This window comes from Wenzhouxiangella sp. XN201, assembly GCF_011008905.1.
GTDB lineage: Bacteria > Pseudomonadota > Gammaproteobacteria > Xanthomonadales > Wenzhouxiangellaceae > Wenzhouxiangella.
This window is the reverse complement of record NZ_JAAIVI010000017.1, coordinates 362,481-387,988: the sequence shown is the minus strand read 5'-3', so window position 1 is coordinate 387,988 and position 25,508 is coordinate 362,481. Positions and strand designations below refer to the sequence as shown.

The following is a 25,508-nucleotide window of genomic DNA, read 5'->3' as shown; positions in this document are numbered from 1 at the left end:
ATTCATGAAACCGCAGATGAACGCAGATGAACGCAACTATTTGCGACCCTTCGCCGCTGCGATCGTGTTCGTCCTGCTCATCGTCATGCACTCAGCAATGGCAGATGACAAAGAGCATGCGCGGGCGACCTTCGCTGGCGGCTGTTTCTGGTGCATGGAGCCACCCTACGACAAGGTTGAGGGCGTGATCGAAACCGTCTCCGGCTTCAGCGGCGGACACGTCGAAAACCCAACCTACGATCAAGTGGTTCGTGGCGGGACCGGGCACCTGGAAGTGGTCCAGGTGGTCTACGACCCGGAGAAGGTCGACTACGGGCAGTTACTCGAAATCTACTGGCGCAACGTCGATCCTTTCGACGGCGGTGGCCAATTTTGCGATCGTGGCGAAAGCTACCGCCCGGCCATCTTCGTCCACGATGACGAACAGTCCGAGCAGGCTCACGCCTCCCTGGAGGCGCTCGAGTCTTCCGGTCGATTCGACCAGCCGTTTGCCGTGACCATCGAGCCCTTCGAGGCTTTCTACGCGGCCGAGGACTACCACCAGGACTACTACCGCAAGAATTCGGTGCGCTACAAGTACTACCGCTGGAGCTGCGGGCGCGATCAGCGCCTGGAAGCCATTTGGGGCGATACGGCAGCCGAGAATTAATCAGCGATTCGCCCGGCCGTGACTTTTGTCACGCTCACTTCACGACCTGATCGGGCACCCTGTAGCCTGTCATCCGGAACAAACGGAGAGATTGCCGATGCAGTCCTTTGCACGAACCTTTGTTGAACTCTTGCTTGCCCTGTCGTTGTTCACGCTGTTGCCTTTGGCGCAGGCGGCAGAAATCGAACATGTCACTTCGGTCGAAGGTATCAGCGAATACCAGCTCGACAACGGGCTCAAGGTACTGCTTATGCCGGACGCGAGCCGCCCGACAACCACCATCAACATCACCTATTTTGTCGGGTCCAAGCATGAGAGCTACGGCGAGACCGGGATGGCGCACCTGCTCGAGCACATGGTGTTCTACGGCACCGAGAAGCACGAAGACATCAAGGCCGAAATCTCCGAACGCGGCGGGCGGGCCAACGGCACCACCTGGTACGACCGCACCAATTATTTCCAGACCCTGCCGGCCGGCGAGGAAAACCTCGAATGGGCCCTCGGCATGGAAGCCGACCGTATGGTCAACTCGCTGATCGACGGCGAGGACCTGGAATCGGAAATGACGGTCGTACGCAACGAATTCGAAATCGGTGAGAACAGTCCATTCCGCGTGCTGATGCAGCGCGTCATGGCCACCGCCTACCTGTGGCACGGCTACGGTCGCTCGACCATTGGCGCGCGCTCCGACATCGAGAACGTGCCAGTCGAGCGCCTGCGGGACTTCTATCGCCGTTACTACCAGCCCGACAACGCCATACTGATCCTGTCGGGCAACTTCGAGCCCGAACAGGCCCTAGCCCAGGTCAATGAACACTTCGGTGCCATTCCGGCACCCGAGCGCAGCGGCGACATGAAACTCTGGCCGACCTACACCCGTGACCCGGTCCAGGACGGCGAGCGCAGCGTCAACGTGCGACGCTCCGGCGAGTTTCAGATGGTGCTGGGCGCCTGGCATGTTCCGGCCGCAGCGCACGAGGACGCCGCCGCTGTTCAGGTACTCTCGCACGTACTTGGCGAGGCACCCTCGGGGCGCCTCCATCAGGCCCTGGTGGTTGAAGAACTGGCCAGCCAGGTCGGAACATTCGCAATGTCGCTGGGTGAGCCCGCCCTGCTGATGGCCTTCGCCCAGGTCGACAAGGACGACGATCTCGCCGCGGCACGCAATGCCCTGGTGGAGACGATCGACGCCCTCGAGGACAATCCGCCGACCGAGACCGAAGTGCAACGTGCCGTCAATGCACTCAAGCGCAATGTTGAAGTCACCCTCAACGACTCCAACCGTGTCGGCATCCAGCTTAGTGAATGGGCGGCCGCCGGCGACTGGCGGCTGATGCTGCTCAACCGTGACCGGCTCGACCAAGTCACGGTCGATGACGTGGTGCGCGTGGCCAACACCTATCTCACGCGCGACAACCGCACCATCGGCCAATTCATTCCCGAAGACGAGCCGCAACGTGCGGAAATCCCCGACGCGCCGGATGCCGAAAAGCTGCTCGCCGACTACCAAGGTCGCGAAGGGCGCAGCGAAGGCGAGTCTTTCGATCCCTCGGCCGAAAACATCGAGGAACGGCTGGTCCGTTTCGAGTTGTCCAACGGCGCCGAGGTGGTCCTTATGCCCAAGGAGACGCGCGGCGATCGGGTCCAGGGCCAGATCACGATGCGCATGGGCACGCTCGAAACACTGCGCGGGCCCAAGCCATCCGGCACGACCGCCAGCATGCTGATGCGCGGTTCGGAGCAATACGACCGACAGGCAATCCGGGATCGCGTCAGCGAGCTGCAGTCAACCCTGCGAATTGGCGGCAACAGCGATCTGTCGGCCAGCATGGAAAGCACGCGGGGCAATCTCGGTGAACTGCTGGCACTCACCGCGGAAGTGCTGCGCAATCCGACCTTCGAGGCCTCCGAACTGGAAGAATTGCGACGCCAACAGTTGACCCGACTGGACCAGGCACAGGACGACCCGATGTCGGTGGCCTCGCACAAGCTGCGGCGTCACGCCAATCAGTATCCACCGGATCACCCTGAATATACGGCCAGCTACGAAGAGGTCGAGGCTCGGATCAAGGCCGTTGAACGCCAGCAACTGGTCGATTTTCACGCGCGTTTCTACGGCTTCGGTCCCGGCACGACCATCAGTTTCGTCGGAGATTTCGACGCCGAGGAAGTAAAGGATGCCCTGGAATCCCTGTTTGGGGACTGGACCCCGGAGATTGCCTACGAGCGCTACGAGCGTCCTTATTTCCAGCCCGAACCGGCGGTTCTGGAAGCCCAGCTCGATGACAAGGCCAACGCCGGGCTGCTTGCCACGCACGCAATCCGGATGAACGATGAGCATCCCGACTATCCGGCACTCAAGCTGGCCGGGCACCTGCTCGGCGGCGGCTTTCTGAGCTCGCGCCTGGACGATCGCATACGCAACGAGGAGGGATTGAGCTACGGCGTCGGCGGCACCTTCAATGCCGACAGCATCGACGAAAACGGATCCTTCTATGCCTACGCCATGTACGCACCCGAAAATCGTGAGCGACTGATCGAGGTGCTGTTCGAGGTACTCAACGATGCCATTGACAACGGCTTCGACGAAGCTGAAGTGGCCGAAGGTCGTCGCGGCTACCTGCAACAGCTCGAACTGGCGCGCAGCAATGACGGCCAGTTGATGTCGATGCTCAACAGCAACCTTTACCTGGATCGCGACATGTTCCACCAGGCCGAATTCGAGCAGAAAGTCAGCGAACTGAGTGCCGAAGAGGTCAGCCAGGCGGTGCGCGAACATCTCGACCCGGAAAAGCTCAGCTACGCAGTGGCCGGAGACTTTGAGCAGGATTCGGAAGAAGAAGCCCAGGAGTAGGCCATGACTTCCCCGGCGGCGCCCTGAACGGATGCCGCCGGGGTATCATGCGCGGCATCATGTTTCGCCGTACCCTCCTTCCCCGCCTGGTCTACGGCCTATACCGTGGCTGGAGCGCCACCTGGCGCCTGCGGCGGCACGAACCGCCGGCAATGGCCGAATACCTCGCATCGGGCCAGCCCTTCGTCGTGGCCATGTGGCACGGCGACGAGCTCGGCATGGTCTGCTTCGGGCCGTTCTATCGTCTTGCCGTAATGGCCTCACACAGCAAGGACGGCGAGCTGCTGAACTACGTGCTGCGGCAGTTCGGATTCGCCACCGCCCGCGGTTCTTCCAGCCGCGGCGGCTCGAGCGCTCTGCGAGGCCTGATGCGCCTGGCCCGCCAGGGCTACTCGCCGGTGATCGCCGTCGACGGCCCACGTGGGCCGGTTCACAAGGCCAAGCCCGGTGTTCTCGAGCTCGCCCGGGTCACTGGCCTGCCGGTCTTTCCCTGCGCCATGGCCTGCAGCCGGCACATCCCGCTGCATCGCTCCTGGGACCTGACCGACCTGCCTACACCCTTCGCCAAAGTGCTGATCTACTGGGGTGATCCCATCGTGGTCGCGCGCGAAGGCGACGCGCGCTCTGCCGCAATGACACAGCAACTGGAAGACGCCATCAACACTTGCCGCCGCAAAGCCCGCGAAATGCTGCCAGACATCGACTAATTCACCGCGTGGTGAGGCCAGACATTATCCCCAGCGCCACGGTTCCGGTTTGTGAAAATGGAAGCCCTGGCCATACTGAACGCCAACCTCCCGCAAGCACTCCAGAATCTCGGGGCTGCTGACGTGTTCGGCCACTGTCGGAATGCCGATGACCTCGCCGACACGATGAATCGCTTCGATCATGGCCAGGTCGATCCGGGCGCCGGCGATATCCTTGACCAGTTCACCGTCGATCTTGAGATAGTCGATTGGCAAGGTCTTGAGGTAACCGAACGAGGACAAGCCACTTCCGAAATCATCCAGCATGACCTTGACGCCCAGCGCCCGCACGCTCTCGATGAACTCTACCGCTCGCTCAAGGCTGAGTATTGCGCTGCTTTCCGTGATCTCGAATGCGATCGCTTGCGGTGGCACGCGGGTTCGCTGCAATTCGTCGGCGACGAACGCCGCAAACTCCCGCTCTCCGAAGGAACTCCCTGACAGGTTGATGGAAAAGCGCTCGTCCTCCTGGTGTCGACCGGCGTCGAGACGGCGGCGAATGCCTTGGAGCACGTGGGACACGACCCAACGATCGATGGCAGACATCATGTTGTATCGTTCGGCGCCGGGAATGAAGCGATCCGGCATGACAAGCTCGCCGGCTCGATCTCGCATGCGTAGAAGAATCTCGTAATGACGCTCGCCATGATGCCCCGGAAGGAGCATGATCTTCTGAAAGTGAAGCTCGAAACGATCCTCCCTCAATGCATCGGTGATTTCCGCGGCAGCATCAATCTCCAATTGATGGCGACTTAGATCGCTGTCGTCAAAATGGTAGACCTGGATGCGATTGCGCCCCCTGTGTTTGGCGGAATAACACGCCTGGTCCGCCGCCATCAGGACCTCGGCCAAACTGGTATGGCCGGCCACATCGACTATGCCTATGGACATTCCAATGGTGAAGTTCCGACCTTCCCAGGAAAAGGAAAATTCGTTGATCAGCGCCAGGATTTTTCGCCCGACTTCTTCGGCCTTGACCATCGAACAGCCGTGCAGGATCAAACCGAACTCGTCGCCGCCAAGCCGTGCCAGGGTATCGGACTTACGCAACTGGTTACTCAGAAGCACTGCAAGCTGTCGTAGCAACTCATCGCCGGCATGATGGCCGCATGTATCATTCACCACCTTGAACTGATCGAGATCCATGTACAAAACTGCGTGCGAACGCCCGATAGCTCTCTGGTGATCGAGCATGTCCTTGAGAACCTGCTCGAACTTGCGTCGGTTGAACAGCCCGGTCAGCTCATCGTGCGCGGCCTGATAGGCCATTTCCCGAGTCACTCTGTGACGCTCGCTGACGTCGCTCATGGTGCCGATCATGCGATAGGCCTTACCCTCATCGTCGAGTAGAAACGTCCCGTTGTCCTCGGCCTGAATATAGTCACCGCCACGGGTTCGAAATCGGTACTCAACGTGATAGTGGCTACCCCTCACCTCCGCTTCATGTAATAGCGCCAGGGCCTCCCCGCGGTCTTCGGGATGAATTCGCGCAATCCACCCGTCCAGGTCGACGCCTGAAAGCGCTTCCGCCGTCTCCCCGGTGACCCGCTCGATCGCGCCGGACCAGTGGATGGCTCCGGTGGCGAGATCATAGTCATAAACAAGCTGACCGGTATTTTCGGCCATGATTCGGTAACGCTTTTCACTTTCCCGGAGTGCTGTTTCGGCCCGGACCCGCTCGCTTACGTCGCGCACGATGCCGTGAAAGCCAGCGGGCGTACCATTACTCGAAAGCAGCAGGGACAGCGACGTTTCAAGGTGCCGGCTTTTGGACTGGCGATCAGTGATTTCCCAGGAGAACCCCGGGTTCGGCTGACCGGTGTTGAAGACTACATTGCAGATATCGTAGACACGCTCCGCCGTGGCGGGCGTACACAAGTCCCGATAGGTAATTTTTTTGAGCGCTTCAGGATCACAGTCGAGTATGCGAGGCAAGGCTTCGTTGAAGAACAGAAAATTACCTTCAAGATCGACTTCGAAATAGCCGTCCTCGATGGTTTCAACGATGGTGCGGTACTTATCCTCGCTTTGCCGCAGCATCTCCTCGGACAGCTTCTGCTCTGTCACATCGCGATAAATGCCGTAAACGCCGACCTGACCTTCACCCAGAGTAACCGGATGACCCAGAATCGACACGTAAAGCATGGTGCCATCCTTCCGATAGCGGACGGTGTCCTTTCGGATCGACTGATGGTCAATGACGCGCCGCGTCAAGTCGCTGGCTTCTTCGTCCAACCCCCCATCGACAATCAGGCTATTGATCGGCCGGCCGACAACCTCGTCCTTGCGGTAGCCGAACATGTCCAGAAATCCGGGGTTAACGCGGACAATGCAATCACGATTGTCGAGCAGGACGATCCCTTCCGGCGCACTCTCGAACAACTTTCTGAATAGCGCCTGCTCGAGCGCCGGATCGGCCCCTTCGGTACGGAGGGCGTTGAATAGATCGGGCTTCTGGGTGAAGTTGACCATGCCAAGTATCCAATCACTCTTGAAACTGCCAACATTCGCCCCCGAATCGTCCGTCCCGAAAAAATGGAACCGGAAGCCATCATATGTCAGTGCCGTAGTTCACGCCAGTACCTGGCACCGGGCCATCGCTGCAGCCATCCGGGGGTGGTCTGAGGCCGCGGGCAATGGTTTAAACTACGTATCCATGAAGATCGCAAGCTGGAACGTCAATTCGCTCAAGGTTCGCCTGGAGCAGGTGCTCGACTGGATGGAACACCAGCGTCCCGACGTGCTCGGACTGCAGGAAACCAAACTGACAGACGAGAAGTTTCCCGTCGAGGCCATCGAGGCAGCCGGTTATCACGTGGCCTTCGCCGGCCAGCCGACCTACAACGGTGTTGCGCTGATTGCCCGAGAGCAACCACTCGATCTCATTACCGAGATCCCGGACTTTCCCGACGAACAGAAGCGCGTCATCGCCGGCACGATCGGCAATGTCCGAGTAATAAACCTCTACGTGGTCAACGGCAAGGAAGTCGGCTCCGACAAGTACGACTACAAGCTCGCCTGGCTGGAGGCCGTGCAAAAGTGGATCGCCGACGAACTCACGCGCCACGACAAGCTCGTCGTGATGGGCGATTTCAACATCGCGCCGGATGACCGCGACGTGCACGACCCCGAGGCCTGGCACGAGAAGATCCTCTGCTCGACACCCGAGCGCGAGGCGCTCAAGGCCATGCTGGACCTGGGTCTGCACGACAGCTTCCGGCTTTTCGAACAGCCGGAGGCGACCTTCTCCTGGTGGGACTATCGTGCCGCCGCTTTCCGCCGCGGCCTGGGCCTTCGCATCGACCTGGTGCTTTGCTCCGACGCGCTGAAGATGGCCTGCGCCGCAAGTTACGTCGACCAGGAGCCGCGCCGAAACGAGCGGCCTTCCGACCATGCCCCGGTCGCGGCGGAATTCAAGCTGTAATCAAACCGACCGGCCGGCGTTCGAGGTGAATGCCGTCAATCCGACCAGTTATCCGGGGAACTGAGATACCCGTGCAGTGCGGCAATTTCATCGTCGGTGAAACGCACGAATCGGGATCTGGCCACACCGGCCATCAGCCCCAACTCTTGTCCGCCCAGCGGTTCCCCAGCTCGCATAAGCGTTTCGAAATCCTCGCGCGAATACGCCAGTACGACGGCAAGACTGGGCGTCGAGCCATCAGGCGAACCGCGTAGATCGCTGCCATGGCACTCGGTGCAGACCGTATTGGCCAGGTAACGTCCGTAAGCTTCTTCATCGGAAGGTTCAGGCGGCGGCGAATGTTGATGGTCAATCACTTCGGCCGCAAGAAGTGATCCAAATTTCCGCTTGAAGAAGAATCCCATGACTCGGGCAACGGGTCCATACCTCGACTCCGGAAGGGTCTGCTCGCCTGCCGGCTGGCTGCGCAGATAGGCCAGGATCAGGCCCAGATCCCGATCACTGAGGGTTGAAAGCATTTCCGACGGCATGATGCGAAGGACGCTAGTGCCGTCCGGCTTTACGCCGTGGCGGATCGCGCGCTCCAGGTCTTTGGTGGAGTAGCGCGCAGCAAGTTCCCCAAGATCCGGTGCCACGACCCGGGTCCCGTCGAACAACTCGATCATCACCCCGCCAGTCGTAGTTCTGCCATGACAACCACCGGAGCAGCCTCGCAATTGCGCCAGGCGCTGACCTTCCTCGATGCTCGCTGCATCCGATGGCACGGCAATGTCTTCACCCGTGATGTCGTAGCTCCTGGCTAGATCACGACCCATGAGGATGTAGACAAGAATCACCGCAATCGCCGCCAGACCGACAATACCGAGCAAGGTCAGTCCGATCCACTTAAAAGTCCGCTTGATCCACATGACAGCCTCCCTGGTGTGACTCATGGAATGCGCGGAGTCGCCGACCAGCACACCCCGGAACATAGCGCTGACCCAGGTGTCGAGTCAAAACTCCCTTCCTGAATAGTCATACGTTGCGGGGGGTGAAATCGAGCCATTTGCAGGGGCTGGTTTGCCAACTCGCTGCCGCTGGGTTGGCTGATGCCACCGGGCGTCGTGGCGCCCTCGACTAGTCAAAGGCGATTTCGCCCGCCTGCTTCGCGGGCGCAGGATTGGTTGACGCCACTTGCCGCGGTGCGGCCCTCGACAAGTCAAAGGCGGTTTCGCCCGGCGCGCTTCGCGCGCACTTGCGGCGAGGTACTTTTTTGTCGCGCCAAAAAAGCACCCAAAAAATGCGCTTAAAAGATGACGGTCGCGTCTCAGGAGTACCTGGTCGGAGTGGCTTCACAAACTACGACTGGGGCTTCGCTTGAGCCCGGCTGCCGAACATGCTGGCTTACGATGACGCCTGCAGCGGCCCGCATCTGGCACAACGACTTCGAGTGGCGTACCACCCTGAGAGCTTGTCCCACCTTCAATCGAAGCCGACGCTGATCGAGGTCGTGCAATCTGGGTGCGGGCTACGCCAAGCCTTTATCGAAAACGCCATGTTTGACGACCGAGCAAGAGCGAAGGCAAAAGCGGTATCTCCGTTAAGCCCAGAAGACCTCTGGTCCTGCGGACCAACCGCGTCTTGTAAGAGCGTTTTTGGTGACTTTTGTCGCGACTGACAAAAGTTACTCGCCCAAAGAGCTTGCGAAGCAAGCCGGGCGAAACCGCCTTTGACTTGTCGAGACCCGCCAACCTGGCAGTAGCAACGCACTGCCCAGCGCCACAGGATTCAGTGGACTAGCCTGCGAAGCAGGCGGGCGAAATCGCCTTTGACCTGTCGAGGGCGCCACTGCGCCCAGTGGCAACAGCCAATCCAACGCCCAAGGCAAAGAAACGCCAAGCGCGGCGATTCACCCCAGAATCGCCTGCGCCCCACCCTCCAGGTTATACACCTGCGTATATCCCTGCTTCCGATAATGCTCGGCATACTGCTGCGAGGTCTGACCGATGTTGCACACGAACACCAGCGGCTGGTTGGGATCGCCGTCCTTGAGTTCGGCCATCAGGTCGGCATCGAGCACTCGGGCGAAGTCCAGCGGCTTTTCGGCGCGGTCGGTCTCGCTGCGGGTGTCAATCACCAGAAGCCGCTCACCCGAATTCATGCGCTCTTGCAGTTCGGCCGGCGTCATCTGCTTGACCGGTGCCGGCGCGCCCGGCAGGTCGAGCTTGAGCCCTTCTCCCTGGACGGTCTCGACCCAGTCGATGGTCGCACCCTTGGCGCGCTGGGCGCTGGCCAGGTCCATCAGCACGGTGATGCCGTTCGACTCGGTCTCGATCTCGCTGCCCTCCTTGGGCCCGACCTGGAACTGAGCGTCCCAGCCGGCGTCGATGGCGAAATGCAGGTGGTTGCCAGGGTAGGCCTCGAGAAACTCGCGGATCTTCACCGCCGCCTTGTCGGTGATGGTGATTTCCGGCGGGGTGCGGTCGGGCTTTTCCAGCCCGAACATTTCGTGCAGTTCGCCGGTGTTGAACATCTCGCCGATGATGTCGTTGCCGCCGACCAGTTCACCGTCGATGTAGAGTTGCGGGATGGTCGGCCAGTCGCCGTAGACCTTGATGCCCTCGCGGATCGATTCGTCCTCGAGCACGTTGTAGCTGGCGTAATCGCCCTCCAGCAGCTGATCCAGAATGCCGGCGGTCTTGGCCGAGAAACCGCACTGCGGCATCTTGGGGGTACCCTTCATGTAGAGCACCACGCGGTGGGAGGCAATCTGCGTTTCGATCTTTTCGCGAACGGCGGGGTCTAGAGACATGCGTGCAAGAACCTGATTAAGTGAGTTTCGATATTGATTGTTGGGCTTCGGGAGGCCACTATCAAGGCAATTGCGGCATTCCCGACGCATCGAAACATCGAACACGGTATCCTACTGGGTTCCCCGAACGTACGCCAACGTATGCCCCCGACGGGGCAGCGCGACCGGAGACCTGATTGAAGACACTGCATCATCCTGATTTCGAAAAAGATTCCTGTGGTTTCGGGCTGATCGCCCGGCTGGATGATGAAGCCCGTCACGACACCGTGGCCGATGCGGTTCAGGCCCTGGTGCGCCTGACCCACCGCGGTGCGGTGGCCCCCGACGGCAAGACCGGCGATGGATGCGGCCTGCTGCTCAAGCGCCCGGCCGAGTTCCTGCGTGCTGCGGCCGAGGACGCCGGCATCGAGGTGGGTGAGCGTTTTGCCGTGGGCATGGTCTTTCTGGCCAACGACGACGAGCGCGCCGAGGCGCAGAAGGCCGTTCTGGCCGCCGAGATCATCGCTCGGGACCTGACCGTGGCCGGCTGGCGCCGCGTGCCGATCGACCCGGAAGCCTGCGGTGAGTCCGCCCGCGCCACGCTGCCGCGGATCGAGCAGATTTTCGTGTGCCCGCCCGAGAACTTCGACGAAGACGATTTCGAGCGCCGGCTCTACCTGGCGCGCCGCCGCTGCGAGCAGTTCGACGGCGATCAACCGGACTACATCGCCAGCCTGTCGTCACGCACCATCAGCTACAAGGGCATGGTCATGCCCGAGTACCTGGCCCGCTTCTTCCCGGACCTGGCCGACGAGCGCATGAAAAGCTCGGTGGCGGTCTTCCACCAGCGTTTCTCGACCAACACGCTGCCGAAATGGGAACTGGCCCAGCCGTTTCGGATGCTGGCCCACAACGGCGAGATCAACACCATCCGCGGCAACCGCCACTGGACGCGGGCCAGGCGCAAGCTGCTGGCCTCGCCGCTGCTCGCCGAGCTGAGCGATATCGATCCGCCGGTCGCCATGCACGGTTCGGATTCGAGCACGCTCGACAACATGCTCGAGCTGCTGGTCGCCGGCGGCATGGACCTGCCGCAGGCGGTACGCATCCTGATTCCGCCAGCCTGGCAGACGGCCGACAACCTCGATGCCGACCTGCGTGCCTTCCACGAGTTCTTCGCTTTCCACCAGGAAGCCTGGGACGGCCCCGCCGGACTGGTGATGTGCGACGGCCGCTACGCGGTCTGTGCACTCGATCGAAACGGCCTGAGACCCGCGCGCTGGACCCGGACTACCGACAACCGGCTGATCGTCGCCTCCGAGACCGGCGTGGTCGACGTTCCGATCGAACAAGTCGCCGCCCGCGGCCGGCTCGGCCCGGGCCAGATCCTGGTCGCCGACCTCGAAACCGGCGAACTGCTCGATCACCGCGGCGTCGACGAGCAGCTCAAGAACCTTCATCCCTGGCAGGACTGGCTCAAGTCGGGCGTGCAATACCTCGATTCCGAACTGGTCGACGTACACATGGCCGCCGAGCCGTTCGACACCGACACGCTGGCCAGCTACCAGAAGATGTTCAATCTCTCGCGCGAGGAACGGCGCGAGGTGGTGGCGGTCCTGGCCAACACCCAGGCCGAGGCGATCGGCTCGATGGGCGACGACACGCCCATGCCGGTGCTCTCGACCAAGGTGCGCTCGCTGTTCGACTGCTTCCGTCAGCAGTTCGCCCAGGTCACCAACCCGGCCATCGACTCCCTGCGCGAGAGAATCGTGATGTCGCTCGAGACCGGCATCGGGCGCAAGGGCAACGTGTTCGAGCCCGGCCCCGAGCTGGCCGACCGCGTGGTGCTCAACTCGCCGGTGCTGTCGCAGCGCAAACTCAGGCAGCTGATCAACACGCCGCAGTTCGGCCTGTCCTCGGAGTTCCTCGATCTCAACGTGCCGGCCGACCAGCCGCTCGACGAGGCGCTGGCTGACCTGTGTCGCCAGGCCGAGAAAGCGGTCGACAACGGCACCCTGATCCTGCTGATCTCCGATCGCTACCTCAAGCGTGACCACCTGCCGGTCCACGCCCTGCTGGCCACCGGTGCAATCCACCATCACCTGCTCGAGACCGGTCAGCGGCCGCTGTGCAACCTGATCGTCGAGACTGCCACCGCCCGCGATCCGCACCATTTCGCCTGCCTGATCGGATTCGGCGCCACGGCGGTGTATCCCTATCTCGTCTACCAGACCCTGCAGGCGATGGCCAACGCGGGCGAATTCGACAACCCGCGCAACGAAGCCCTGCAACTCGGCCGGGCTTATCGCCGCGGTATCCGCAAGGGCCTGTACAAGATCATGTCCAAGATGGGCATCTCGACCATCGGCTCCTACCGCGGGTCGCAGCTGTTCGAGATCGTCGGTCTGGCCGATGAGGTCGTCGACCTGTGTTTCCCCGGCGCGGTCAGCCGTATCCAGGGCGCGACACTAGAAGACCTGCACGACGACCAGCGCAAGCTTGCCCGCTGGGCCTGGGAGAAGCGCGTGCCGATCGAGCACGGCGGCCTCTACCGCTACGTCGACAACGGCGAGTACCACGCCTGGAACCCCGATGTGGTCAAGGCCCTGCACCGGGCCGTGCAGTTCGAAGACCGCGCCGCCTGGGACGAGTACTCGCGCCGGGTCAACGAACGCGACCCGGCCACCTTGCGTGATCTGCTCAAGATCACCAGCCAGAATCAGCCGATCGACATCGACGAGGTCGAACCCGTCGAGGCCATCTACAAGCGCTTCGATTCGGCCGGTATGAGCCTGGGCGCCCTGTCGCCGGAAGCGCACGAGGCGATTGCGATGGCCATGAACCGGATCGGGGCGCGCTCGAATTCCGGCGAGGGTGGCGAGGATCCGGCCCGCTACGGCACCGAGAAACGCTCGAAGATCAAACAGATCGCCTCAGGGCGCTTCGGCGTCACACCCGAGTACCTGATCAACGCCGAGGTCATCCAGATCAAGATCGCCCAGGGCGCCAAACCCGGTGAGGGCGGCCAGTTGCCCGGTCACAAGGTCGACAAGCTGATCGCCCGGCTACGCTACGCCACGCCCGGCGTGGGCCTGATCTCGCCGCCGCCGCACCACGACATCTATTCGATCGAAGACCTGGCGCAGCTCATCTACGATCTCAAGCAGGTCAATCCCGAGGCCCTGGTCTCGGTCAAACTGGTCTCCGAGCCCGGCATCGGCACGGTCGCCGCCGGGGTGGTCAAGGCCTACGCCGACCTGATCACGGTCTCCGGCTACGACGGCGGCACGGGCGCCAGCCCGCTGACCTCGGTGAAGTACGCCGGCGCTCCCTGGGAACTGGGCCTGTCGGAAGTCCGCCAGGTGCTGATGGCCAACGACCTCAGAGGCCAGGTGCGAATCCAGGCCGACGGCGGCCTGAAAACCGCCGTGGACGTGGTCAAGGCCGCGATCCTGGGCGCCGAAAGCTTCGGTTTCGGCACCGCGCCGATGATCGCGATCGGCTGCAAGTACCTGCGCATCTGTCATCTCAACAACTGCGCCACCGGCGTGGCCACCCAGCACGAGGTGCTGCGCAAGAAGCACTTCATCGGTCTGCCCGAGATGCTGACCCACTTCTTCCGCTTCCTGGCCGAAGACGTGCGGGCCCTGCTGGCGGAACTGGGCGTGGCAAAACTGGAGGACCTGATCGGCCGGACCGAGTATCTCGAGCGCATCGAGGGGCTGACCGAGCGGCAGAATCGCCTCGATCTCTCGCCGATCCTGGCCGAGACCGGCCTGGAGACCGGCGCCGAGCGCTTCTGCGTGGCCGAGCGCAACCCGCCGCACGACAAGGGCGAGTTGGCCGAACGCATCGAAGCCGACACCGCCGAGGCCGTGAAGAGCCAGTCCGGTGGCCACTTCGAATACACCATCCGCAACAGCGACCGCTCGATCGGTGCGCGTCTGTCGGGCTTCATCGCCCGCCATCACGGCAATCAGGGCATGGCCGACTCGCCCCTCAGCCTGGACTTCACCGGCACCGCCGGCCAGAGCTTCGGGGCCTTCAACGCCGGCGGCCTGGATCTGACGCTGACCGGCGAGGCCAACGACTACGTCGGCAAGGGCATGACCGGCGGACGCATCGTTCTGCGCGTGCCCTCGACCATCCGCTACACCGCGGCTGCCACGCCGATCATGGGCAACACCTGCCTGTACGGCGCCACCGGCGGCGAGCTTTTTGCCGAGGGCCAGGCCGGCGAGCGCTTCGCCGTTCGAAATTCCGGGGCCATTACCGTCATCGAAGGCGCCGGCGATCACTGCTGCGAATACATGACCGGCGGCGTGGTGGTGGTACTGGGCAAGACCGGCATCAACTTCGGCGCCGGCATGACCGGCGGCTTCGCCTACGTGCTCGACCTCGACCGCGGCTTCGTCGACCGCTACAACCACGAGTTGATCGACATCCACCACATCGCGCCCGAAAGCATGGAAAACCACGTCCACCACCTGCGCAACCTGATCATGCAGCACCAGGAACTGACCGGCAGCCGGCACGCCGCCGAAGTGCTCGACGACTTCCGCCGCATGCTGCCCAAGTTCTGGCTGGTCAAGCCCAAGGCCGCCGACCTCGACGACCTGATCGCTTCACTGAGGAACGCGGCATGATCGTTTCGACCGGAGTTTATGGAGCCGCAGATTACGCAGATTTGCGCAGATTGAAACTGAACCGCTCTCCGATTTCACTCATTCGCGCAGCTTGTGCAGAATTGATAAAAAGGCCGCACTCTGTGAATTCTGTGGGCCCAGCCTTTTCAAATCTGCGTCAATCTGCGAAATCTGCGGTTTCGCGAACACCATGACCATGAAAAAACCGAGCACTCTTCATTTTCTCGAAAGCCCGCGCCGCAACCCCGAAGAGGTGGCCATCCCGATTCGTGTACGCGAGTGGGGGGAAATCTACGGGCAGTACGACGAAGACGGCGCGGCCGACCAGTCGGCGCGCTGCATCGACTGCGGCAATCCCTATTGCGAGTGGAAGTGCCCGGTCCACAACTACATTCCCGACTGGCTGCGCCTGGTCCGCCAGGGCCGCCTGTTCGAGGCCGCCGATCTGTGCCATCAGACCAATGCCCTGCCGGAGATGTGCGGACGCATCTGCCCGCAGGACCGGCTATGCGAGGGTGCGTGCACGCTCAATGACGGCCTGGGCGCGGTCACCATCGGCTCGGTCGAAAAGTACATCACCGACGAGGCCATCGAGCAGGGATGGCGCCCGGATCTTTCCCACGTACAGCCCACCGGGAAGAAAGTCGCCGTCATCGGCGCCGGACCCGCCGGCCTGGGTTGCGCCGACCGCCTGGTGCGCCACGGCGTCGAGGCGCATGTATATGACAAGTATCCGCGCATCGGCGGCCTGCTGACCTACGGCATCCCCCCGTTCAAACTCGAAAAAGAGGTGGTCGAAACGCGTCGGGAGATCATGGAAGGGATGGGTATTCACTTCCATCTCGGCCAGGAGGTGGGCAAGGATGTCTCGCTCGACGAACTGCTCGGGACCTACGATGCCGTCTTCCTCGGGATGGGCACCTACAAGTACGTCGATGGCCGCCTGGACAACCAGGACTTGCCTGGCGTGATTGCCTCCCTGCCCTACCTGATCGGCAATGTCAGCCAGGTCCTCGAAGAGCCGCTCACAGGTTTCGACTACGTGAATCTGAAGGATCAGCGTGTGGTCGTGCTGGGCGGCGGCGATACCGCCATGGATTGTGTACGCACGGCCATCCGCCAGGGCGCGAGCGAGGTCACCTGTGCCTACCGGCGCGACGAGGAGAACATGCCCGGCAGCCGGCGCGAGGTGAAGAACGCGAAAGACGAGGGCGTCCAGTTCCTGTTCAACCGCCAGCCGCTGGGCATCGTCGGCGACGGCAAGGCCGAAGGCGTCAGGCTGGCCGAAACACAGCTCGGCGAACCCGACGAGGCCGGGCGCCGGCGCCCCGAACCGGTGCCGGGCAGCGAGCAGGTGCTGGCCGCCGACACCGTGATCATCGCCTTTGGCTTTCGCCCCAATCCGCCGGAATGGCTGATGGCTGCCGGCGTGGACACCCACGAGGACGGCCGCCTGGTCGTTGGTGCAAATGGCCGCAGCGACTTCCAGACCAGCCACGACAGGATCTACGCTGGCGGCGACATGGTCCGTGGCGCCGACCTGGTGGTCACCGCCGTCTACGAGGGCCGCGAAGCCGCCCACGGCATTCTCGCCGACCTGGGTATCGAGGCCCCCACCGCCCAGCACGAAACCGCCGCAGCCGCGGGCTGAGCGCTCAGGTCCCTGGCGTGGCCGCTTCCGGCGCGGCCCGCCAGCGTTCAGCCTCCTCTGTTCGGCCGGCCCCGGCGTGAATCTCGGCGATCAATTCGCGGGTTTCCTGCAGGTCGTTGCCACCTTCAGACTCCGCCTGCCGCCGTTCATGCACGAACAGGGCATTCTCCAGCGCCTGCTCGTGCCGGCCCAGTTCGAGCTGCGCGCGAGCGGCCATTTCCAGCGCCCAGAGCCGGTCGGGATGATCAACGGACTGAAGTTGCTCCTGCCAACGCGCCACTTCCTCGAAATGCCTCAGCGCTTCGTCCGGCCGGTTGGACCTCAGCAGCGCATTACCCAGGTTCATTTGCAGCCTCAGCGTCGTCGGGTTGTGCCGGCCGTAGGTTTCCCGTCCCAGTCGGTAAATCTCGGAGAACTGGGCGATGGCCTCATCAAAGCGTTCGAGATCCAACAGGGTCGCCGCGATATTGTTCATTGCCCGGATCGAGGATGGATTGCGCCGGCCGAAGTGGGTACTCAGAATCTCGTAGACTTCAGTTTCCACCGCCAACGCCTCCTCGTGGCGACCCAGGCCGCTCAGAGCCGCACCGACATTGAGCATGGCGCTGTAGTAGGCGTTTTCGGTCTCGTCGAAGTGCCCGCGGGCGCGCTCCAGGCTTTGCTGGAACCAGTCCAGCGCGGCCTCCAGGTTGCCCGACAGGGCCTGCACATAGCCCAGGGTGTTGAGCGCCCGCACCGTGTATTCGTGGTGCGGACCGAGTTCGGCCTCGGCCCGCTCGAGATTGGCCCGGGCGGTTTCCAGCGCCGCTTCCGGGTGACCGGTATCGATCAGCAGATTGGCCCGGCTGTCCCAGGTGTCGTGGCGCAGGTCGAGCTGGCCCGGATCGTCGGGGTCCATGCGCGCCTCGATCTCATCGAGTTGCGCGCTGGCCGCTTCGTACTGGCCGCTTCTCGAAAGCAGGCGGTAGAGTTCCTGCCGGGCCTCCAGGGTCCGGGTGTGATCGGGCCCCAGGGCCTCGAGCCTCAGGTCGACGATGCGACCTGCCAGCGGCAGGCTCAACTCGATCATGCCCGCGCTGTTGTAGACGTCGCGGACCGTCTCGAACAGCGCAGCCTGCAGGTGTGGGTCGTCCGAGAAATCACGTTCGATGCTCTCGACCGCCCGCTCGAGCACGAACTCGTCGATCAGGTCCTGGGCCATATCAGTCGGGTTGATGCGTCCCACGGCCAGTTCGAAGGCTTCCCGGCCGGCCTGCACGGTGTCCGCGTCGGCACGCGGGTCGAACGACTGCTCGAACTGACTGCGAAGACGCTCGACAAAACCCTCGCCCAGCAGTCGGGGATCGATGTCACCGAGCATCGAGCGCTGAAAGCCGGTCATGCGTTCGAGCTCCTGGGTGCGTTCCTCGGCCAGCCGTTGCTGCTGGCGAGCCTCAGTCATTCCGATAACCGCGAGCGTCAAGCCGACCACCAGCGAGATTGCAACGATCGCGGCCGCGGATACCGACCACGCGTGGCGGGTCAGGAAGCGACGCAGGCGGTAGCCGCGCGAGTCTCCCATGGCGCGGACCGGACGGCCATCGAGCCAGGCACGAATGTCCTCGGCCAGTTCCACCGCGCCGGCATAGCGTGCCTCGCGATCGGGGTGCACGGCGCGGGTGGCGATGGCGTCGAGGTCACCCTGCAGTCGCCGGCGCAGACGCGGCAAGCCCATGCGCCGGTGACCGGCGAGGTCGACCGAATCGGCCGTTTCGGTTTTCAGAAGGTCGCTGGGCCGGGGCGGGTGCCTTTCGGTCAGGCGCTGACGCAGCATCGAGGACTCGGTATCCCGAAACAGGTCGGGATCGTGCGGTCCGCGGTCGACGAGCAGTTCGTAGAGCATCACGCCGAGCGAATACACGTCGCTGCGGGTATCGATCGGCGCACCTTCCTCGAACAGCTCCGGGCTCATGTAGAACGGCGTTCCCGCCGAGCTTTCCGCCTGATGCTCACTGGGCGAAGCGGCCGTAGTGGCAATCCCGAAATCGATGATTTTCGGGGCGGGCACCCCATCAATCATCGAAACCAGCACATTGGCCGGCTTGAGATCGCGATGGATCATGCCCTTCTGGTGCGCGTGGGAAATGCCCTGGCAGATGCGGATGAACAGTTCGAGCCGCTCGCGCAGGCTCAGGCGGTGTTCCTTGCAGAAGCTATCGAGCGGCTGCCCGCGAACGTACTCCATGACGAAATACGGAAAGCCGTCGGGGTTGGTGCCGGCATCGTAGATCTGGGCAATGGCCGGGTGGTGCATCTGCGCCAGGGCCTGGCGCTCGACCAGGAAGCGGACCTCGGTGATCGGGTTGCGGATCTGCTTGCGAATCAGCTTGATCGCCACTTCGCGGTCAACCGGCTCGGTCTGTCGCGCCAGGAAGACCTGCCCCATCCCGCCGCTGCCCAGCGGGCGGATGATCTGGTAACCCGGCAGGTTCAGTTCGGCATCCTGCTCCGGAGCGGAATTCTCCGCGCCCGAGAGCACCTGCGTGGCGTCATCGCGCGATGAGTCGTCGGATCGATCGTTATTCATGGCGGGCTGGTCCGGCCCGTCGGGCCGATTTCCCTCTTGTCACGAGGCCCCATTATGCATTGAAGCCAATCCCGACCGGCCCGCCGCTTGTCGCTCCGCGGGGCCGGTGTTAGCCTCGAATCCCGTTCCCCATCCTCCCGGATTGTCCCGAGCCTCGACATGAACAATACAGGCACCCGACTTCGCGGCTCGCTGTGGCGATGCTTGCGTGACGTCGACGACTTCCTCGACCGTCACGGCTGGCAGCGCACCCGGGGCGTGGGAAAGTCCGTCTGGCGGAGATTGGGTCCGCTGGTTCTGGGACGGCAATCGGCCGTCGGCGCGCGGGCTCATCAGCAAGCGGATAAAAAGGTCAACCTCGAGGGCCGCTTTTGTGCCGCGCCGTTTCGCCAGTTCGATGTATACGAAGGCGGGCCGGTGCACCTGTGCTGTTCATCCTGGCTGCCGACGGCCGCAGGTGACCTCAACCGGCAGTCGGTCGAACAGGCCTGGAACTCGAAGACCGCCCAGGCCATCCGCGCCAGCATCCATGACGGCAGCTTCCGTTACTGCAACCACGCCGTCTGTCCGGCGATCCAGGACGATACCCTGCCGACCGTCGAACAGGCGCGCGAGGATCCGGAACTGCAACGCATCATCGACGATCGGCTGACCCGGCTGGAGAGCCTGCCGTGGTTCATCAATCTGTGCAACGACGCGTCCTGCAATCTCTGGTGTCCCAGCTGCCGGACGCATCGCATCAACCACACCGACGGGGACACGCTGACGAAACTCCGGCGTGTGCAGGCACAAATCGAGGAGACCCTGTTTGCCCATCCAAGCGAGCGGCATTTCCACATCAACGTCACCGGCTCCGGCGACCCGTTCGCCTCGCGCATCTTCCGCGAGTTCCTGTTCGGGCTCGACGGCAGGGATTTTCCGAACCTGAAGATCAACCTCCAGACCAACGGCGTCCTGCTCACGCCCAAGAACTGGCGGCGCATGGAACGCATCCATCGCAACATCGAGACCGTGCTGGTGTCGTTCGACGCCGCCTGCCCCGAAACCTACGCCGTCACGCGCCGGGGTGGCCACTGGGCCACGCTGATCGACAATGTGCGGGCACTCGGCGAGTTTCGCCGGCGCGGCGAACTGGGTCATTTGCGCCTGGATTTCGTGGTTCAGCAGGCCAACTACCGCGAGATGCCGGCCTTCGTCGAACTGGCCGAGTCCCTGGGCGCGGACGCGGCCAGTTTTTCGAAGATTCTCGATTGGGGCACCTGGTCGCGGTCGATGTTCGAATTGCAGTGCATCTGGCGGGAAGACCATCCCGAATTCGACCAGTTCATGGAGGTCCTGCGTGACCCGGGACTGTCGCGGCCCGGCGTCATTCTGGGCAATATCGCGCCCTATCGAAACAGGGCCCTGTCAGACAACCGGGAACAGATCGGATCAGCCGCCTGAGTTGCCTTTCCATGCCCGACTAGGGACCGTAGGGGCCGCCGTCATCTTCCGGTTCATCGCCTTCGTCTTCCTCGTCCTTCAGCACGGGATCCTCGGCACGGTCTCCGGGGGCATCGATGGGAATCGGTTCGCCTTTCCAGTCCTCCGGAACGGCCTCGTCGTCAAGGTATTGCTGAAGTCGGTGTCGTCGATGGCGCTGGTTTTCAAACTGGATCTCGAGGGTGAAAGTCAGGCGCCAGTCACTACGCCGCTCACCGGTGTCCAAATCCAGGGGCCAGGCGTGTTCGGGCTGGATTTCGTAGAACAACCAGTGGCGCAGGAACTGGCGCCGGTAGCGCAGGGCCACGAAATACTCCTCGGTCTCGAAATCGGGCTCGGTATGCCCCCAGGCACCGACTTCAGCCCGCACGGCACTCTTGATGTCGAGCTGTCGGAAGGACACCAGACCGGTGCGCCAATCGATGCCGTCGGATTTCTGCGACCAGGTGCCGCGAGCGCTCCAGCGCAGCAGCCGATCGCGATCAGGGAGCCACTCCCAGTCCAGTCGCGTCGTCAGGCCCAGGCCTTCATCGCGCTCCCAGAAAGCTGACTGGGTGAAGCGGCCCAGGGTGCGATCAGTCAGGCCGCGGATGTGGCGATAGCGTCCGCGGACGCGGGGATTGAGCGAACCGCTGCTGACGCGCACGGTGCCGTCGAGGTCGAAACGGCTGCGAGCGCGCTCACTGGCAATAAAGCGCAAGCCCAGGCGAGTCCGGTTTTCCGGGTCATCGAAGGCGCCGGTGTCGGGATAGTCGCCCTCCAGTTCTTCGTCGCGGGCGATGAGCAGGCGCACCCGCTCGGACAGGCGCGGCAGAATCAGGTTGGCACGAACGCCGGCGCGGTACTTCCAGCCTTCCGACTGATCCCAGTGGGCAGCATTGCGAAGGCGAATGAAGCTGCCGACCGGGTTCTCCTCGAGTGTGCGCGGATCGCCGAAGAAGCCGTCAAACCAGGCGGCCGGTTCGCACAGGCGCTGGCTGAGATAGGAATGGGTCAGGTCGAGCCAGCCTTCCGGCCGGCCCGCTTCGTCGCGGCAGGAGATCTCCATCAGGCGCTCCTGGCGCGCTTCACGTTCGTCTGACTCATCCTGCGCTGCCGGCTCCTCGGCGGCCAATACCGGGATGACCGTGCAAATCGCCACCAGCAGCGCGATCCCGTGCGCTTTCATGACACAATTCCCAACGACATGAACCGTACCCATCCTCCAGGCGATCCAGGACCCCGGGAATCATGATACGTCAAGAATCCGGCCCCGCCCATTCAACTTGCAAGGCCTGCCGGTCATGACCTCGAACGCCTCTGACTCGCGTCCCTACGCCGATCTGTCGCCGGATTGCGTACTCGACGCCCTGGAAGCGCTCGGGACGGTCACCGACGGCCGGCTGCTCGCGCTCAACAGCTTCGAGAATCGGGTCTGGCAAGTCGGCCGGGAAGGCGACGAACCGGTGGTGGTGAAGTTCTATCGGCCCGCGCGCTGGTCCGACGACGCCATCATCGAGGAACACGCATTCACGCTCGAGCTGGCCGCGGCCGGCCTGTCGGTGGTGGCGCCGATGGTCATCGACGAGCGCACGCTGCACGAGCACGCCGGCTATCGCTTCGCCGTCTTCCCGAGGCGCGGCGGGCGCGCCCCCGAACCGGCCCACGAGCCGACGCTGCGGCGCCTGGGCACGACCCTGGGACGAATGCATGCCGTGGGCGCATCGAAGACCTTTGAGCACCGCCCGGAGCTGACCGTCGAAAACCGTGGACGCGAGCCGGTGCGATGGCTGGTCGAGCATCAGTGGCTGCCCGCGCACCTGGAATCGCCATTTGCCAGCCTGGCCGAACACCTGCTCGAAGCGGTCGAGGCCGCCTTCGACCGCGCCGGAAAGTACCGCACGATCCGTCTGCACGGCGACTGCCACCCGGGCAATATCCTCTGGCGCGACGACCAAGCACATTTTGTCGACCTCGACGACTGTCTGACCGGCCCGGCCGTGCAGGATCTGTGGATGCTGATCTCCGGCAGTCGCGAGGAGCGCGAACGGCAGTTCGGATGGCTGCTTGAGGGCTATCGCCAGTTCCACGATTTCGACCCGCGCGAACTGCACCTGATCGAGGCCCTGCGCACCCTGCGCATGCTCTACTTCCAGACCTGGCTGGCCCGGCGCTGGGACGATCCCGCCTTTCCGGCCGCCTTTCCCTGGTTCGGCGAAGATCGGCATTGGGAGAACATCATCGGCCAGCTGCGCGAACAGCTCGGTGAACTGAGCGAAGCGCCGCTCCAGATCGACCCGGTCTGACATGGCCCTGCCGGTCGATACCGACCGATTTGCCCGAGCAGCGCAAGGCCTGCTCGAAGACGGCTGGTGGGTCGGCGAAAACGCCCTCGATGCGCAACTGGTCGAACGCCTGCGTTCCGATCTCGAAACGCTGATCGTCGAAGACCGCCTGCATCGCGCGGGCATCGGCCGCGAACGTGACTACCACGTCGACCGCGCCATCCGCAGCGACCGCGTTTTCTGGCTGACCCGCCGACGACCTGTGCAGCACGAGTTCCTGGAGCGCATGGAGGCGCTGCGCCTGGCACTCAATCGCGAGCTGTTCCTGGGCCTGTTCGAGTTCGAGGCCCACTATGCCCACTACCCGCCCGGCGGGCACTACAAGACGCACTACGACAGCTTCCGCGGTGCGGCCAACCGGATCGTTTCGACCGTCGCCTACCTGACCGACAACTGGCAACCCGGCGACGGCGGGGAGCTGGTGATCTATGCCGAGAACAACGACGAGATTCTGGCGACGGTCGAACCGCGCGCCGGCACCTTCGTGCTGTTCATGAGCGAGGAAATCCCGCACGAAGTCCTGCCGTCGCACACCGACCGCACCAGCATCGCCGGCTGGTTCCGGCTGAACAGCTCGATCGGCGGGCAGATCGATCCGCCGAGGTGAGCTGCGGACGCGCCCCGCCCGACTGGGATAAACGGGTGGCGGGCGAGAGCGGCCGGTTTCGTTACACCGGGTAGGACCACACATAACGGACCGTAGAGGCATGAGTCAAGCCGCACAGACCGAAGCCAATGAATTCGTGGAGTTCTGGAACGACACCCTGGCCGTCAAGTTCGAGCGCTTCCGCGAAATCCTGATGAACGGGCTGAGCTACCACAGCACCAAGCCACTCGGAGAACTGGACCTGCCTGCGGGCAGCCGGGTTCTCGATGTCGGTTGCGGCTGGGGCGATACCGCTATTGAGCTTGCCCGAATGACCGGTCCGGACGGCTATGTCCTGGGGATGGACTGCGTCGATCAGTTTCTCGAAAAGGGTCGACAGGACGCGGCGAGTGCCGGACTGGACAACATCGAATTCATCGCCGGCGATGTCGAGTCCTATCCGTTCCGGAGCGACTTCGATTTCGTCTTTTCGCGCTTTGGCATGATGTTTTTCAGCAATCCGGTAGCGGCGATGCGCAACGTCCGCACGGCCCTCAAGCCCAAAGGCCGGCTGATGTTCATCGTCTGGCGACGGATCGAGGAGAATCCCTGGGCGCGCGTGCCCAAGGAAGTCGTGCTGCAGTATCTTCCCGAACCCGGCGACGATGCCCGCACCTGCGGGCCGGGTCCGTTCTCGATGGCCAACTCGGAGATGGTCGAGAAGCAACTGGAGATCGCCGGTTTCGAAAACATCGCGTTCGAGCCGGTCGACGGCCCGGTCACGGTCGGCGACTCGATTGCCAATGCCATCGAATTCCAGTTGGCCATCGGCCCGGCCGGGGAGGTCTTCCGCGAAGCCGGCGAAATCGCCGAGCAACGGCGCGAGGAAGTCGAGCAGGCCTTGTCGGCCGCTCTGTCCGACTACCTGGATGACGGCAAGGTCGTCATGCCGTCGGGTTCCTGGCTGGTCACGGCCGACCGGGCCGACTGACAGGCGGGGCCGGTCGCAGCCCCGGGGCCCGGGAATCACCCGGTCCGGGATTCGATTTGTCCATCCCGCAATTGCCACAGGCACGGAGCCCAGTGGATCAGGCGAAATTAATTGACCGGTCGACCAGTTAATTGTAAACTTCGGGCATGAACGATTCCGCCACCCGTGATCCGGACCTCACTCGCGCCCGCATGCTCAAGGCCGCTTTCGAACTGTTCGTGGACAAGGGCTTCGCGGCCGTGAGCATGCGTGAACTCGCCGAGCGCTCGGGCGTCACCAAGAGCCTGATCCACCACCATTTCGGCACCAAGGAAGCGCTCTGGGATGCAGTCAAGGAAGCGGCCTTCTCACGCTACTACGAAGGCCAGAAGGCCGAACTCGAAGGCACGGATTCTCCCGACTCGGAACTCCTCAAGAATGGGGTCATCCGCTATTTCCGATTCCTCCAGGAAAACCCCCAGGTCGTGCGGCTCTTTACCTGGATGCACCTGGAAGGCGATACCACCTGCAACGAGATGGATGCCGAGCTGGTCCGGCTTGGCGCCCGGCGCGTACGCGAAGCGCAGGAGGCCGGGCTGCTCCGCGCCGATGTCAACCCCACCCACGTCGTCACTGTCTTCATCCACGCCTGTTCGCAATGGTTCGAGGTGCGCCCCCAGCACAAGAACTGGGAGGGGATCGGCAGCGACGACGAGTATCTCGAGGATTTCCTCAAGATCTTCATGGACGGCCTGGCACCTCGAACCACCGGACCGGAAACCGACAGCAACTAAGGCGAATGGATTATGAGTTTCAGCAACCTTTTTCACGCGCCAATAA

General features: G+C 63.0%; 16 protein-coding genes. 11 read left to right on the top strand and 5 right to left on the bottom strand.

The genetic code is table 11. From position 1 onward, the window contains the following. Window positions 1-4: 4 nt before the first annotated feature. The 3 genes from msrA to G4Y73_RS02285 all read left to right on the top strand — a co-directional run bounded on the left by msrA (window position 5) and on the right by G4Y73_RS02285 (window position 4,210). Window positions 5-649: a peptide-methionine (S)-S-oxide reductase MsrA gene (msrA, locus tag G4Y73_RS02295; RefSeq protein ID WP_346426817.1), complete on the top strand. Its 645-nt coding sequence runs from the start codon at window positions 5-7 to the stop codon at window positions 647-649. A 97-nt stretch (window positions 650-746) separates the two neighbouring features. Continuing rightward, a complete protein-coding gene (locus G4Y73_RS02290) occupies window positions 747-3,503 on the top strand; it encodes a pitrilysin family protein (RefSeq protein WP_164228942.1) in 2,757 nt (918 codons plus the stop codon). Between the two features lie 59 nt (window positions 3,504-3,562). Further along, window positions 3,563-4,210 carry a lysophospholipid acyltransferase family protein gene (locus G4Y73_RS02285; protein WP_164228940.1) on the top strand — a complete coding sequence of 216 codons (648 nt, stop codon included), beginning with the start codon at window positions 3,563-3,565 and terminating at the stop codon, window positions 4,208-4,210. 24 nt (window positions 4,211-4,234) lie between these two features. On the opposite strand, the gene G4Y73_RS02280 is transcribed toward G4Y73_RS02285, so the two are convergent. Then, the gene (locus G4Y73_RS02280; protein WP_164228938.1) at window positions 4,235-6,721 is read right to left on the bottom strand and encodes an EAL domain-containing protein; all 2,487 of its coding nucleotides are present in this window, start codon (window positions 6,719-6,721) and stop codon (window positions 4,235-4,237) included. A 184-nt stretch (window positions 6,722-6,905) separates the two neighbouring features. On the opposite strand from G4Y73_RS02280, the gene xth reads away from it, so the two are divergent. Beyond that, on the top strand, window positions 6,906-7,673 hold the full coding sequence (gene xth / locus G4Y73_RS02275; RefSeq protein WP_164228936.1) for an exodeoxyribonuclease III: 768 nt from the start codon (window positions 6,906-6,908) through the stop codon (window positions 7,671-7,673). A 35-nt stretch (window positions 7,674-7,708) separates the two neighbouring features. On the opposite strand, the gene G4Y73_RS02270 is transcribed toward xth, so the two are convergent. Both G4Y73_RS02270 and grxD read right to left on the bottom strand, forming a co-directional pair. Next, window positions 7,709-8,581: a c-type cytochrome gene (locus tag G4Y73_RS02270; protein ID WP_164228934.1), complete on the bottom strand. Its 873-nt coding sequence runs from the start codon at window positions 8,579-8,581 to the stop codon at window positions 7,709-7,711. Between the two features lie 980 nt (window positions 8,582-9,561). Continuing rightward, a complete protein-coding gene (grxD, locus tag G4Y73_RS14240) occupies window positions 9,562-10,464 on the bottom strand; it encodes a Grx4 family monothiol glutaredoxin (protein WP_164228932.1) in 903 nt (300 codons plus the stop codon). A gap of 176 nt (window positions 10,465-10,640) precedes the next feature. Between grxD and gltB the strand changes: the two genes are divergently transcribed. Both gltB and G4Y73_RS02255 read left to right on the top strand, forming a co-directional pair. After that, window positions 10,641-15,089: a glutamate synthase large subunit gene (gltB, locus tag G4Y73_RS02260; protein WP_164228931.1), complete on the top strand. Its 4,449-nt coding sequence runs from the start codon at window positions 10,641-10,643 to the stop codon at window positions 15,087-15,089. Between the two features lie 196 nt (window positions 15,090-15,285). After that, window positions 15,286-16,740: an FAD-dependent oxidoreductase gene (locus G4Y73_RS02255; RefSeq protein WP_164228929.1), complete on the top strand. Its 1,455-nt coding sequence runs from the start codon at window positions 15,286-15,288 to the stop codon at window positions 16,738-16,740. 4 nt (window positions 16,741-16,744) lie between these two features. On the opposite strand, the gene G4Y73_RS02250 is transcribed toward G4Y73_RS02255, so the two are convergent. After that, entirely contained in the window at window positions 16,745-19,306 is a 2,562-nt protein-coding gene (locus G4Y73_RS02250; RefSeq protein ID WP_164228927.1) for a serine/threonine-protein kinase, read from the bottom strand. A gap of 159 nt (window positions 19,307-19,465) precedes the next feature. On the opposite strand from G4Y73_RS02250, the gene G4Y73_RS02245 reads away from it, so the two are divergent. Continuing rightward, window positions 19,466-20,749 (top strand): radical SAM protein, encoded by a 1,284-nt coding sequence (locus G4Y73_RS02245; protein ID WP_164228926.1) that lies wholly within the window; start codon window positions 19,466-19,468, stop codon window positions 20,747-20,749. Window positions 20,750-20,768: 19 nt separating this feature from the next. Here G4Y73_RS02245 and G4Y73_RS02240 read toward each other — a convergent pair whose 3' ends face one another. Next, window positions 20,769-21,956 carry a hypothetical protein gene (locus G4Y73_RS02240; RefSeq protein ID WP_164228925.1) on the bottom strand — a complete coding sequence of 396 codons (1,188 nt, stop codon included), beginning with the start codon at window positions 21,954-21,956 and terminating at the stop codon, window positions 20,769-20,771. Between the two features lie 115 nt (window positions 21,957-22,071). Here G4Y73_RS02240 and G4Y73_RS02235 point away from each other — a divergent pair, with 115 nt between their 5' ends. From G4Y73_RS02235 to G4Y73_RS02220, 4 genes are all read left to right on the top strand, one after another. Next, a complete protein-coding gene (locus tag G4Y73_RS02235) occupies window positions 22,072-23,073 on the top strand; it encodes a serine/threonine protein kinase (protein ID WP_164228923.1) in 1,002 nt (333 codons plus the stop codon). Between the two features lies 1 nt (window position 23,074). Further along, window positions 23,075-23,719 carry a 2OG-Fe(II) oxygenase gene (locus tag G4Y73_RS02230; protein ID WP_164228921.1) on the top strand — a complete coding sequence of 215 codons (645 nt, stop codon included), beginning with the start codon at window positions 23,075-23,077 and terminating at the stop codon, window positions 23,717-23,719. A 100-nt stretch (window positions 23,720-23,819) separates the two neighbouring features. Beyond that, a complete protein-coding gene (locus G4Y73_RS02225) occupies window positions 23,820-24,689 on the top strand; it encodes a class I SAM-dependent methyltransferase (RefSeq protein WP_164228919.1) in 870 nt (289 codons plus the stop codon). 146 nt (window positions 24,690-24,835) lie between these two features. Continuing rightward, window positions 24,836-25,462 (top strand): TetR/AcrR family transcriptional regulator, encoded by a 627-nt coding sequence (locus G4Y73_RS02220; RefSeq protein ID WP_164228917.1) that lies wholly within the window; start codon window positions 24,836-24,838, stop codon window positions 25,460-25,462. Window positions 25,463-25,508: the final 46 nt, after the last annotated feature.

Bases quoted from the DNA above. Each gene is read 5' to 3' on its own strand.
- xth (WP_164228936.1), top strand. From the start codon at position 6,906: ATGAAGATCGCAAGCTGGAACGTCAATTCGCTCAAGGTTCGCCTGGAG.
- G4Y73_RS02230 (WP_164228921.1), top strand. From the start codon at position 23,075: ATGGCCCTGCCGGTCGATACCGACCGATTTGCCCGAGCAGCGCAAGGC.
- G4Y73_RS02285 (WP_164228940.1), top strand. From the start codon at position 3,563: ATGTTTCGCCGTACCCTCCTTCCCCGCCTGGTCTACGGCCTATACCGT.
- G4Y73_RS02290 (WP_164228942.1), top strand. From the start codon at position 747: ATGCAGTCCTTTGCACGAACCTTTGTTGAACTCTTGCTTGCCCTGTCG.
- G4Y73_RS02255 (WP_164228929.1), top strand. From the start codon at position 15,286: ATGAAAAAACCGAGCACTCTTCATTTTCTCGAAAGCCCGCGCCGCAAC.
- G4Y73_RS02220 (WP_164228917.1), top strand. From the start codon at position 24,836: ATGAACGATTCCGCCACCCGTGATCCGGACCTCACTCGCGCCCGCATG.
- G4Y73_RS02240 (WP_164228925.1), bottom strand. From the start codon at position 21,956: ATGAAAGCGCACGGGATCGCGCTGCTGGTGGCGATTTGCACGGTCATC.
- G4Y73_RS02250 (WP_164228927.1), bottom strand. From the start codon at position 19,306: ATGAATAACGATCGATCCGACGACTCATCGCGCGATGACGCCACGCAG.
- msrA (WP_346426817.1), top strand. From the start codon at position 5: ATGAAACCGCAGATGAACGCAGATGAACGCAACTATTTGCGACCCTTC.
- G4Y73_RS02245 (WP_164228926.1), top strand. From the start codon at position 19,466: ATGAACAATACAGGCACCCGACTTCGCGGCTCGCTGTGGCGATGCTTG.
- grxD (WP_164228932.1), bottom strand. From the start codon at position 10,464: ATGTCTCTAGACCCCGCCGTTCGCGAAAAGATCGAAACGCAGATTGCC.
- G4Y73_RS02235 (WP_164228923.1), top strand. From the start codon at position 22,072: ATGACCTCGAACGCCTCTGACTCGCGTCCCTACGCCGATCTGTCGCCG.
- G4Y73_RS02280 (WP_164228938.1), bottom strand. From the start codon at position 6,721: ATGGTCAACTTCACCCAGAAGCCCGATCTATTCAACGCCCTCCGTACC.
- G4Y73_RS02270 (WP_164228934.1), bottom strand. From the start codon at position 8,581: ATGTGGATCAAGCGGACTTTTAAGTGGATCGGACTGACCTTGCTCGGT.
- G4Y73_RS02225 (WP_164228919.1), top strand. From the start codon at position 23,820: ATGAGTCAAGCCGCACAGACCGAAGCCAATGAATTCGTGGAGTTCTGG.